Below are 12,572 nucleotides of genomic sequence, written 5' to 3'. Positions count from 1 at the left end.
ATGAAGTTTTTTCATACAGCGGATTGGCATTTAGGTAAGCTTGTTCATGGTGTATATATGACTGAAGATCAAAAAATTGTGTTAGATCAGTTTGTACAAGCTGTTGAAGAGGAAAAACCGGATGCTGTAATTATTGCAGGAGATTTATATGACCGAGCAATTCCACCTACAGAAGCAGTAGACTTATTAAATGATGTATTACAAAAGATAGTTATTGATTTACAAACACCAATAATTGCAGTTGCAGGAAACCACGATAGTCCGGACCGCATACATTTTGGTAGTAATTTAATGAAAAAACAAGGATTACATATTGTTGGACAATTCCAGTTTCCATACAATCCTGTTGTTTTAAATGATGAATACGGAGAGGTTCATTTCCATCTCGTTCCGTATGCAGATCCAAGTATTGTTAGACATATATTGAAAAATGAAGATGTTCGTTCTCATGATGATGCGATGCGTATTTTTATGAACGAACTCTCTGAAACGATGGATAAAGAAGCGAGACACATATTTGTAGGACATGCATTTGTAACTTCTTCAGGAGAGGCAGAGGAAAATACGAGTGATGCGGAACGACCACTTTCAATTGGTGGTGCTGAATATGTAAATAGCCATTATTTTGATAAGTTTCATTACACGGCGCTTGGCCATTTACATCAAGCGCATTTTGTACGTAATGAGACAATTCGTTATTCAGGTTCACCACTTGCATATTCTATTTCTGAAGAAAAGCATAAAAAAGGATATTATATTGTGGAACTGGATGAAAAAGGTGAAACAACAATTGAAAAACGTTTACTTACACCACGTCGTAAAATGCGTACAGTAGAAGCGAAAATAGACGATTTATTGCTTCATCCAGTGAGTGAAGATTATGTATTTGTGAAATTATTAGATGAAAATCCTGTCTTGCAGCCAATGGAAAAAATACGTTCTGTATACCCAAATGCAATGCATGTTGAAAGATCTATTCAAAGACGAGAGTTCACAGATGAAAATGAAGTAACTGTTTCAAGACATAAAACGGATGATTTATCTCTTTTAAAAGCATTTTATAAAGAAATGAAAGGGCTAGATTTATCAGAAGAGAAAGAACGTCTATTTTTAGATGTTTTGCAAACAGTGCAAGAACGGGAAGGTGAGCGAGGATGAGACCGATTCAGCTTATAATGACCGCGTTTGGTCCATATAAACAGAAAGAAGTAATCGATTTTAAAGATCTTGGTGAGCATCGTATTTTCGCTATTTCTGGAAATACAGGAGCTGGAAAGACAACGATTTTTGATGCGATTTGTTATGTATTATATGGAGAGGCTAGTGGAGAAGAGCGCAGTGATACAAACATGCTTCGTAGCCAATTTGCTGATGATGATGTTTATACAAGTGTGGAATTAACTTTTCAATTAAAAGGAAAAAGTTATGAAATTAAACGACAACTGGGCCATAAAAAACAAGGAAATAAAACAATTACAGGACATGCAGTCGAATTATATGAAGTAATTGATGAGGAAAAAGTTCCATGTGTCGATCGTTTTCATGTAACGGATGTAAATAAAAAAGTTGAAGATTTAATTGGATTAAGTAAACATCAATTTAGCCAAATTGTCATGTTACCGCAAGGAGAGTTCCGAAAATTATTAACATCTGAAACGGAAAATAAAGAAGAAATACTACGCCGCATTTTTAAAACAGATCGTTATAAATTAATGCGTGAGATATTAGATCAAAAGCGCAAACAATGGAAAGACGTCTTACAAGAAAAACAAAAAGAACGTGAGCTATATTTCCGTAATGTATTTAAATTACCAATACGTGATGGGGCATTATTAGAGACATTAGTGGAACAAGAGCATGTAAATACACATCAAGTAGTAGAGGCATTAGAACAAGAAACAGTTTGGTACAATGCAGAGGTTGAGCAATTACACTTAGAACAAAATGACAAAACGAAACAATTAAAAGAAGCAGAGGCACGTTTTCATGCAGCAAAAGCTGTAAATGAGAAATTCAAAGATTTAGAACAAAAGAATGAGAAGTACAGTATTTTACAAGAAAACCGTGCCGTAATCGAAATGAAAGAAAAATCTTTTAAACATGCGGAACAGGCGAAGCGATTATTACCATTTGAGCAATGGTATGAGGAAGCGATGCAATATGAACAGCAGTCTGAAAGTTTGTTAAAACAGATAATCGCAAAAAAAGAGCATATAATGAACAGTTTTGCACTTGCTCAGGAGAAATATGAAGCATTAAAGAATAAGGCATCCGAGCGTGAAGATGCTAAAAAACAAGTTCAAAGACTAGAAGAGTTACAGCCAATTATTGCATCATTAGCTGAGAAAAAGTTAAATTTGCAAAATGCTGAAATTCAAATAGGAAAATTAAAAGAAGGTATGCAAAAGTTAGATGAACAACTAGAAGCGCATAAAAATGAAAAACAAAGAATGTCTGGCGAATTACAGCAATTAGAAGCAGCGCTTGAACAATATGTAGCTAAAGTAGAAGAACTAACGAATATGCGAGAAGATGCAAAAGTATTAAAGCAGGCATATGATGTATGGCAAGAAAAACAAAAATACGAGCTAGAAAAAGAAAGTGCGTTTCATAAGATGCAACAGGCAGTTAGTACATATGAAAATATTGAACGCCGCTGGTTAAGTGAACAAGCTGGTATATTAGCTCTTCATTTACATGATGGTGAATCTTGTCCAGTATGTGGTAGTATGGACCACCCGAAAAAAGCTACAGAGCAAAGTAATGCAATTGATGAAAAAGAGTTAAATGAGCTAAGAGAAAAGAAAAATATTGCGGAAAAATTACATGTTCAATTAGAAGAAAAGTGGAATTTCTATCGAGTTCAATATGAACAAGTGATAGAAGAAGTGCTAAAGCGAGGCTATCGCTCAGAAGAATTAGTAGAAACATATAGTGCGCTCGTTCAAAAAGGAAAGCAATTAGTAGCAGAAGTTAATGCGTTAAAAGCAAGTGAAGAAACGCGTAAGCAAATTGCTGTAAATATAAAAAGCGTAGAAGAAAAAGTAGAAGAACTCCAGAAACAAAAGCGTGAAGTAGAAACTGTGCAGCACCGTACTGAAATGGAGTGTATGCAGCTTCGTACGTCATATGAACATGATAAGCAAAATATTCCGGAAAGCTTGCAAACGGTACAAGCTTGGAAAGTACAGTTTGACCAAGCTCTGGAAGAACTTAGGTTAATGGAAGATGAATGGGAGAAAGTACAAGAGGCGTATCAACATTGGCAAAATGAAAATATACGTATTCAAGCAGAACATGATAATGCTTCTAATCAATTTAATAGTGCAAAAGAGAAGAAAGAAGAGACGTTTACACGCTTTATGAAAGAGCTAGAACAAAGCGGATTTACAGATCAATTAACATATAAAGAATCCAAATTAAATGATGCTGAGATGGATAAGTTACAACAAGAAATCCAAAGTTATTACTCATCTCTAGAAGTACTTACAAAACAAATTGACGAATTAAAAGCAGACTTAAAAGATAAAGAGTATATGGACATTTCTTCATTAGATGAGCAAGTGAGAGAATTGGAAATTAGCCTTGATATTATTAAAGAAAAACGACAACGTGCTCAAAACGCCGTATCATATATTACGGATTTACATGAAAATATTAAACGAATTGATGAACAAATTCATGAGGAAGAAAAAGCATTCCAAGAACTTGTTGATTTATATGAAGTAATGAAAGGGGATAATGATAGTCGTATATCCTTTGAACGTTACATCTTAATTGAGTATTTAGAACAAATTGTTCAAATTGCGAACGAACGACTACGTAAATTATCAAATGGACAATTTTATTTAAAACGAAGCGAACGAGTTGAAAAGAGGAATCGACAAAGTGGATTAGGATTAGATGTATATGATGCATATACAGGTCAAACCCGAGATGTAAAAACATTATCTGGCGGTGAGAAATTTAACGCATCACTTTGCTTAGCACTTGGAATGGCAGATGTAATTCAAGCGTATGAGGGTGGTATTTCCATCGAAACGATGTTTATCGATGAAGGATTCGGCTCATTAGATGAAGAGTCATTAACGAAAGCAGTTGACGCCCTAATCGACTTGCAAAAATCAGGTCGCTTTATCGGTGTAATTTCACACGTTCAAGAACTGAAAAACGCAATGCCAGCCGTATTAGAGGTAACGAAGCAGAAGGATGGGTGTAGTCAGACGAGGTTTGTGGTGAAATAAGCTTGTCAAATTGAAAGTATCTATCCTTACTTTGAACATTGTACCAAATTGTTATAACGTTTTTTCAATTAAGTTCAAATGAATTTAATAATGTTTTTATATAAAGCCGTCTCTATAGTAGAGGCGGCATCTTTATTATTTAAAGGAATGAATGATGCAATTATGAATCATTTGAAGAAGGTGGCGTATTTGCCAAACGGTTATAACTTTTAAAGGCTGAAATTGCAGATATAACACCACCTGTTAAAAATAAAGCTGAACCACCAACTAAAATAATACGACTGACATACGTTTCACGAGCTTCTTCAACTTGTTCTTGTAACGGTGTTGGCATATAAAGTCCCCCTCAATAAGAATGTGTTTTGCAATAGTATATACAAATGCCTAAAATATGTTAAAATCACTGGATAGTATTATGAGGAAGTATATAGTTAGATGTGAATTGTTTGAAAAATCTTCATTATAAATTTATGCTAACTTCACATAGAGCACAAATTGAAATTGTATTATGTATATGTACCAAATAGATGAAATTGTATAGTATTGCTGTTTTTAAATAATCAAAATCCTATTATTTCTATATAAGGGTCTTAATTGTATATTTAGAGATAATATTTTATTTAGAAGCAGATTTTAATAAAAAGGAATTCAAATAAAAGGGGAATGTCTTATGACAACATATACGAGCGAGATAAAAAAAAGTTTAGTAACTGAAGAAGATGTGGATATTTTAAAAATAATGGCGCATCCAATACGATTACAAATTGTAAATGAATTAAGTGCACGCAAAACTTGTAATGTAACACAATTAACAGAAATATTGAATATTCCTCAATCGACTGTTTCGCAGCATTTATCAAAAATGAAAGGTAAAGTGCTAAGAGCTGAGAGAAGAGGGTTAGAAATTTATTATTATATTAATAATTTAAAAGCAAGCAAGATTGTTAGTGTTTTAGGATATGTAAATTAATGAATTGTTATTATACAAAATAGCCTCCGCTGTTAAGCAGGGGCTATTTTGTATTGTATTGTTTTATTTATTTGCATTTAAAATTTTATAGTTTTTATGATTTACAATTGTTCGGTCAAATTCAAAAGTACCACCGCTTACATCTGTGACTTCAACTAAGACCGATTCAGTGTATAGTTTTAGTACAGATGCTGTGATCTTTAAGTTATTTCGTTGAAATAGTATAGTATCGCCTACGTTTGCTTTCATAGTACCTCCTTATAAAAGTCAGAAATGTTTGTTTATTATATATATTAAACCACGTATAGATATATTAGTGAATGTTTAGTTTTATTTATCAATAAAATATTTGTTGTTTAGTAAAAATTAAAGTGCAACATTATGTAAATGAATTATATATTTTCTATTTTTATGTAGAAAATTGTAAAAAACGTTGTAATTTTGTATGTTTCGTTAGAAAAACAAGATATACGGAAGTGGAAGTGGTGGGATTTTTGATTACAAGCATTGTAACGAGAAGCCAGATTACAAGACTATTAAATGATTTGTATTAAGAAATATAGACGCAACATGTTATAAAGCTGGAGAGTTAAAAAGAATATGGTGTTTTTTTGTTTGTATAGGATAATCAAAATTTTGAAGTCCAGCCATGGTGTAACAGGGCGCATAACTTTGTATAAAAGAGGATATGAAAACACACATAAGTCGTATTGATGTAAAACATTATAAAAACTACTACGTATTTAACAAGTAGTTTTTTGTATTTCACCCTTCGTTTTCTGTAACTGATTCCATATTTTTGACGCTCCGTCTTGTAAGTGCTTACATGAACGAAAACATCCTATACAATGAAGTTGTTAAGTCGAATGAGGTGGCGAAAATAAAAATAAAAAAAGCATATTTAGCGAATAGCATTGAAATAGAAAGAGGAGGCGGAATGATATGAAAAAATCAAATGTTAATCCATGGCTTGTTGTCCTTGGCACAGTCATAGTACAAATGGGACTTGGGACGATATATACATGGAGTTTATTCAATCAGCCTTTAGTTAGTAAATATGGTTGGAGTCTAAACGCTGTTGCTATAACTTTCTCAATTACTAGTCTTTCCTTAGCGTTTTCAACTTTATTTGCGAGTAAATTGCAAGAAAAGTGGGGACTTCGAAAACTTATTATGATAGCTGGACTAGCATTAGGACTAGGATTAATACTTAGTTCACAAGCTTCCTCATTAATATTGCTTTATCTACTAGCAGGGGTTGTTGTAGGTTATGCAGATGGTACAGCATATATCACTTCATTATCCAATTTAATAAAGTGGTTTCCAAAGCGTAAAGGTTTAATTGCTGGTATTTCTGTCTCTGCATATGGTTCGGGTAGCTTAATTTTTAAATATATTAACGCACAGTTAATTGAATCAGTTGGTGTATCACAAGCGTTTATATACTGGGGTTTAATTGTTACAGCTATGATTGTCCTTGGCGCTTGTTTAATCCATCAAGCTGCAGATCAAGGAGCAGTTCATGAAACAAAAACTGAGGAATATACAACGAAAGAAATGTTAGGCACAAAACAAGTATACTTATTATTTATTATGTTATTTACATCATGTATGAGTGGCTTATACTTAATTGGTATGGTAAAAGACATTGGTGTTCAACTTGTAGGGCTTAGCGCAGCGACAGCAGCTAATGCGGTGGCTATGGTTGCAATCTTCAATACATTAGGTCGTATTATTTTAGGACCGTTATCAGATAAAATCGGCCGTTTAAAAATCGTTACTGGTACATTTGTTGCTATGGCAGCTTCAGTCTTGGTTTTAAGTTTCGTAGATTTAAATTATGGTATCTACTTCGTATGTGTAGCAAGTGTAGCGTTTTGCTTTGGTGGAAATATCACTATTTTCCCAGCTATCGTTGGTGATTTCTACGGTATGAAAAACCATAGTAAGAACTACGGAATTGTGTATCAAGGATTTGGATTTGGAGCGCTCGCTGGTTCCTTTATCGGTGCAGTTCTAGGTGGATTCAAACCAACTTTCATGGTGATCGGCGTATTATGTGTCGTATCATTTATTATCGCACTTTTAATCCAAGTGCCTAAGCAGAAAAAAGAAAAAGAAGAAGAGTATCGCAGTGTAGCGTAAGTATATAAATCTTCTTTAACACTATGTTTACTAAAAAGCACCCTATTTAATAGGGTGCTTTTTTATGAATTACAACATGTGGAATTTTCTAGAGGCAAAAAAATGAGTAAAGTATCCGTTTGGATTATATTGGAATATCATAAATTGATATATTATATTCGAAATACTTATTAAATCTTAAATTATAAACACGACATGCATTGGTAATTGCAAGATATACTTTCTCGATATTTTCAGAAAAATGTTGAGAAAATATATACTTGAGTTTTTGGTAAGGCTTTGTAAATGAAGGTATCTACAGTTTATCTTCTTCAGTTTTAAAAAGAGGAGTACGAATTAAATTTTTTAATGTAAGTACTTATTAATGCTTTTAGATGTAATTGTATTGAGAAGTACTAAAATATTTTATCTGAAAAATAAAAATAGGTTGACAAGTTTATTGAGAAAGATTATCATTTCGATGTAAGAATATTAAATGAAAAACATTATCAATGAATAATATTTTGATGAAAAGTACACTTGACCAATTAGTTTAGTAAGTGTATTATTTTTTACATTGATAGTGATAATCGTTATCATTATCGCTATTTGTTTAATTAGATTAATTTTCAAATGAAAGGATAGAGGAAATGAACTTAGGGGAATTTGATGGAAAAACGGTTTTAGTAACAGGTGCAGCTCAAGGTATAGGCAGTGTTGTTGCCAAAATGTTTTTAGAAAGAGGAGCTACAGTTATTGCGGTTGATCAAAATGAAGAGGGGTTAAACGTAATCTTAAATGAAAATGAATTAAATGAAACACGTATGAAAACATTTCATTTAGATGTGAGTGATAGTACCGCTGTTGAAGATATGGTAAACGGTATTGAAAATGATATAGCACCAATAGATATATTAATAAATGTTGCAGGGGTATTACGTATGGGACCAATTCACTCTTTAAGTGATGAAGATTGGAATAAAACCTTCTCTGTAAATTCTACAGGAGTTTTCTATATGTCTCGAGCAGTAAGTAAACATATGATGCAAAGAAGGTCAGGGGCAATTGTTACAGTTGGTTCAAATGCGGCAAATACTCCGAGAATGGAAATGGCTGCGTACGCTGCATCAAAAGCCGCAACGACAATGTTTATGAAGTGTTTAGGGTTAGAGCTTGCAGCATACAATATTCGCTGCAACTTAGTTTCTCCTGGTTCTACTGAAACTGAAATGCAAAGATTACTATGGGCTGATGAGAATGGAGCTGAAAATATAATTGCTGGTTCTCAAAATACATATAGACTCGGTATTCCGTTACAAAAAATTGCACAACCTTCAGAAATTGCTGAAGCAGTATTGTTTTTAGCTTCTGATAAAGCGAGTCATATTACAATGCACAATTTATGTGTCGATGGCGGAGCTACATTAGGAGTTTAATAAAAAATTCAGGAGGTTATTATACTATGAATGAACTTACAGCCGTAAAGGAACTGTCAGAAAAACTTTTAGAAGATTATAAGACAGAATCTTCATTCTTTTTCGCTTCACCAACTCGAACAATATTAGCAGAAGAAGAGTTTACTACAGTAAAACATCGTGAAATTGAAAGCTTTCCAGAACTTGTACAAGCGGTATTAAGTAATGCAAAACAAGCCGGAAATCCGAATCCTATCGTTGTTGGTGCTTTGCCCTTTGATCGTAGAAAAGAAGTTCAACTTATCGTACCAGAACATAGTAGAATTACTGAGCGTTTACAGTTAGAGACGACAAATGAGATAAAACGAAATGAGAAACTGACATTTGAAATGACACCGGTTCCAGCTCCTGAAGTTTATATGGATGGTGTGAAGCAAGGAATAGCAAAAATTCAGGACGGAGATTTAAGGAAAATCGTTCTATCCAGATCATTGGATGTTAAGTCTTCCGAGAAAATTGATCAACAAAAACTACTTCGTGAATTAGCGGAACATAATAAGCACGGCTACACATTTGCTGTTAATTTGCCGAAAGATGAAAACGAGTACAGTAAGACGTTAATTGGAGCAAGTCCTGAATTACTTGTTTCACGTCATGGTATGCAAGTAATTTCTAATCCGTTGGCTGGCTCAAGACCACGAAGTGAGGATCCAGTAGAAGATAAAAGAAGGGCAGAAGAATTACTTTCTTCTCCAAAAGATTTACATGAACATGCGGTAGTAGTTGAAGCGGTTGCCGCTGCGCTTCGCCCTTACTGTCATATATTACATGTTCCAGAAAAACCCTCAGTTATTCATAGTGAAGCAATGTGGCATTTGTCTACGGAAGTGAAAGGTGAACTAAAGGACCCAAATACGTCTTCTTTAGAATTAGCAATTGCTCTTCATCCTACGCCAGCAGTTTGCGGAACTCCAATGGAAGAAGCGAGAGAGGCTATTCAAAAAATTGAGCCATTTGACCGTGAATTCTTTACAGGAATGTTAGGGTGGAGCGATTTAAATGGAGATGGCGAATGGATTGTTACAATTCGATGTGCTGAAGTGCAAGAGAATACACTTCGCTTATTTGCAGGTGCTGGAGTTGTTGCTGAATCAAAGCCAGAAGATGAGTTAGCAGAAACATCAGCTAAGTTCCAAACAATGTTGAAGGCTTTAGGGTTAAGAGATAATTCGCTGAATGAAAAATAGGGGGAAGAAAGAATGTTAATAGGTTATACGGAATGGCCAAAAGAATTTGCCAATCGCTATCGAGAAGAAGGGTGTTGGCTTGGAGAAACATTTGGTTCGATGTTAAAAGAACGCGCTGAAAAATATGGGGATCAAATTGCGGTTGTAAGTAGTAATACGCATATAACGTATAGTGAACTTGATAAAAAGGTAGATCGCTTAGCTTCAGGTTTACTGAATTTAGGAATAAAGAAAGAGGACCGAGTTGTAATCCAGTTACCTAATAGTATAGAGTTTTTCGAAATATGCTTTGCGCTATTTCGCATTGGAGCACTTCCTGTTTTTGCACTACCTTCTCATCGCAGTAGTGAAATTAGTTATTTTTGCGAGTTTGGTGAAGCGAGTGCTTACGTTATTTCAGATAAGGCTCTCGGCTTTGATTATCGAAAACTAGCAAGAGAAGTGAAAGAGAAAGTTCCCGCTTTACAACATGTAATCGTAGTGGGGGAAGAAGAAGAGTTTGTGAACATAAGTGGTCTGTATATAGATTCCGTTCCATTACCAGAAGTTCAGCCAAGTGATGTTGCGTTTCTCCAATTATCAGGAGGGACGACAGGACTTTCTAAATTAATTCCTAGAACACATGATGACTATATTTATAGTTTACGTGTTAGCGCTGAAATTTGTAATTTAAATGCAGAAAGTGTCTATATGGCAGTTCTTCCAGTAGCACACAATTACCCGATGAGTTCTCCAGGGACATTTGGAACTTTCTATGCGGGTGGAAAAGTAGTATTGGCAACTGGAGGTAGTCCAGATGAGGCATTTGCTCTTATAGAAAAAGAAAAAGTTACGATTACAGCGCTCGTTCCACCATTAGCAATGATTTGGCTTGATGCAGCATCTTCCCGTAACGACGATTTATCGAGCCTGCAAGTTATTCAAGTAGGAGGTGCGAAATTTAGTGCCGAAGTTGCGAAGCGTATTCGCCCTACATTTGGATGTACGTTACAGCAAGTGTTCGGTATGGCAGAAGGCTTAGTAAATTACACAAGATTAAATGATCCTGAAGAAATCATTATTCATACGCAAGGTAGACCGATGTCTACATTCGATGAAGTAAGGGTTGTTGATGAAAATGATAACGATGTAAAACCCGGTGAAGTAGGAAGTTTATTAACAAGAGGGCCATATACAATTCGTGGTTATTATAAAGCGGAAGAGCATAATGCACGATCATTTACAAAGGATGGATTTTATCGTACAGGAGATCTTGTGAAAGTAAATGAACAAGGTTACATCATTGTAGAAGGAAGAGATAAAGATCAAATTAATCGTGGCGGTGAGAAGGTTGCTGCGGAAGAGGTTGAAAATCATCTATTAGCACATGATGCAGTACATGATGTAGCAATTGTATCTATGCCTGACGATTATTTAGGAGAACGCACTTGCGCTTTTGTTATCGCTCGTGGACAAGTCCTAACTGCAAACGAATTAAAAATGTTCTTAAGAGAACGTGGTATAGCAGCTTATAAGATTCCAGATCGAATTGAATTTATTGAATCATTCCCACAAACAGGTGTTGGAAAAGTAAGCAAAAAAGAATTACGTAAAGTCATTGCTGAAAAACTTATTACAGTAAAACAATAATAAAAATCGGAAGGAAGTGATTAGATGGCTATCCCATCTATTTCAGTATATAAAATGCCAATTGAATCAGAACTACCAAAAAATAAAGTGAATTGGACGCCAGATCCGAAACGTGCGGTTCTTCTAATCCATGACATGCAAGAATATTTTCTTGATGCATATAGCGATAAAGAATCGCCAAAAGTAGAACTCATTTCAAATATTAAGGTGATAAGAGAAAGATGTAAGGAACTTGGTATACCAGTTGTTTATACAGCACAACCTGGTGGACAAACGTTAGAACAACGAGGGTTATTACAAGATTTTTGGGGTGACGGTATTCCTGCTGGACCAGATAAAAAGAAAATTGTCGATGAGCTTACTCCAGATGAGGATGATATATTCCTAACCAAATGGAGATATAGTGCATTTAAAAAGACGAATCTATTAGAAATTTTAAATGAGCAGGGAAGAGATCAACTTATTATTTGCGGTATTTATGCGCATATTGGCTGCCTTTTAACAGCTTGTGAAGCATTTATGGATGGTATAGAGCCATTTTTTGTAGCAGATGCAGTTGCTGATTTTTCACTAGAGCATCATAAACAAGCATTGCAGTATGCATCAAATAGATGTGCAGTAACGACATCAACAAACTTACTATTAAAAGATTTACAAAGTGTAAAAAGCGATGAGAGTGAAGGAATCACTTTACAGAAAGTACATGAACTAGTTGCACAACTACTCCGTGAGCCAGTAGAGAGTATTGAAGTTGATGAAGACTTATTAAATAGAGGACTTGATTCGGTCAGAATTATGAGTTTAGTAGAGAAATGGCGTCGCGAAGGGAAAGAAATCACTTTTGCAGATTTAGCAGAACGTCCAACTGTTGATGATTGGTACCGTTTACTATCTTCACAAGCAGCACAAGTGCTGTAACAAATAGACTACATAATAAAGGGGT

General features: G+C 34.6%; 10 protein-coding genes. 8 read left to right on the top strand and 2 right to left on the bottom strand.

Annotated features, from left to right (window positions below):
• Together B5P40_RS16905 and B5P40_RS16900 are read left to right on the top strand one after the other, a co-directional pair.
• Positions 1–1,158: an exonuclease SbcCD subunit D gene (locus B5P40_RS16905; RefSeq protein ID WP_002012752.1), complete on the top strand. Its 1,158-nt coding sequence runs from the start codon at positions 1–3 to the stop codon at positions 1,156–1,158.
• A complete protein-coding gene (locus B5P40_RS16900; protein WP_113709502.1) occupies positions 1,155–4,244 on the top strand; it encodes an AAA family ATPase in 3,090 nt (1,029 codons plus the stop codon). The genes B5P40_RS16905 and B5P40_RS16900 overlap by 4 nt, the downstream gene beginning before the upstream one ends.
• Before the next feature lie 160 nt (positions 4,245–4,404).
• Here B5P40_RS16900 and B5P40_RS32825 read toward each other — a convergent pair whose 3' ends face one another.
• A complete protein-coding gene (locus tag B5P40_RS32825; protein ID WP_002031929.1) occupies positions 4,405–4,578 on the bottom strand; it encodes a hypothetical protein in 174 nt (57 codons plus the stop codon).
• A 336-nt stretch (positions 4,579–4,914) separates the two neighbouring features.
• Between B5P40_RS32825 and B5P40_RS16895 the strand changes: the two genes are divergently transcribed.
• Complete coding sequence (locus B5P40_RS16895) at positions 4,915–5,214, top strand: ArsR/SmtB family transcription factor (RefSeq protein WP_002012759.1); 300 nt, start codon at positions 4,915–4,917, stop codon at positions 5,212–5,214.
• A 63-nt stretch (positions 5,215–5,277) separates the two neighbouring features.
• On the opposite strand, the gene B5P40_RS16890 is transcribed toward B5P40_RS16895, so the two are convergent.
• Positions 5,278–5,463, bottom strand: coding sequence for a YkvS family protein (locus tag B5P40_RS16890; RefSeq protein WP_002012762.1), 186 nt, complete (start codon positions 5,461–5,463; stop codon positions 5,278–5,280).
• A 693-nt stretch (positions 5,464–6,156) separates the two neighbouring features.
• On the opposite strand from B5P40_RS16890, the gene B5P40_RS16885 reads away from it, so the two are divergent.
• The 5 genes from B5P40_RS16885 (at position 6,157) to B5P40_RS16860 (ending at position 12,547) form a co-directional block, all read left to right on the top strand.
• Positions 6,157–7,359, top strand: a complete 1,203-nt coding sequence (locus B5P40_RS16885) for an L-lactate MFS transporter (protein ID WP_113709501.1) — start codon at positions 6,157–6,159, stop codon at positions 7,357–7,359.
• A gap of 629 nt (positions 7,360–7,988) precedes the next feature.
• Positions 7,989–8,774, top strand: a complete 786-nt coding sequence (dhbA, locus tag B5P40_RS16875; protein WP_002031923.1) for a 2,3-dihydro-2,3-dihydroxybenzoate dehydrogenase — start codon at positions 7,989–7,991, stop codon at positions 8,772–8,774.
• 26 nt (positions 8,775–8,800) lie between these two features.
• Positions 8,801–10,000 (top strand): isochorismate synthase DhbC, encoded by a 1,200-nt coding sequence (gene dhbC / locus B5P40_RS16870; protein ID WP_113709500.1) that lies wholly within the window; start codon positions 8,801–8,803, stop codon positions 9,998–10,000.
• Positions 10,001–10,012: 12 nt separating this feature from the next.
• Positions 10,013–11,629 carry a (2,3-dihydroxybenzoyl)adenylate synthase gene (locus B5P40_RS16865; protein ID WP_113709499.1) on the top strand — a complete coding sequence of 539 codons (1,617 nt, stop codon included), beginning with the start codon at positions 10,013–10,015 and terminating at the stop codon, positions 11,627–11,629.
• 24 nt (positions 11,630–11,653) lie between these two features.
• Positions 11,654–12,547 (top strand): isochorismatase family protein, encoded by an 894-nt coding sequence (locus B5P40_RS16860; protein WP_002012770.1) that lies wholly within the window; start codon positions 11,654–11,656, stop codon positions 12,545–12,547.
• The last annotated feature ends 25 nt before the right edge of the window (positions 12,548–12,572 follow it).

It is taken from the genome of Bacillus sp. SRB_8 (genome assembly GCF_003264205.1).
GTDB classification, from domain to species: domain Bacteria; phylum Bacillota; class Bacilli; order Bacillales; family Bacillaceae_G; genus Bacillus_A; species Bacillus_A mycoides.
Note: the sequence above shows the minus strand (reverse complement) of the source record. Positions and strands in the feature narration are given on the sequence as shown.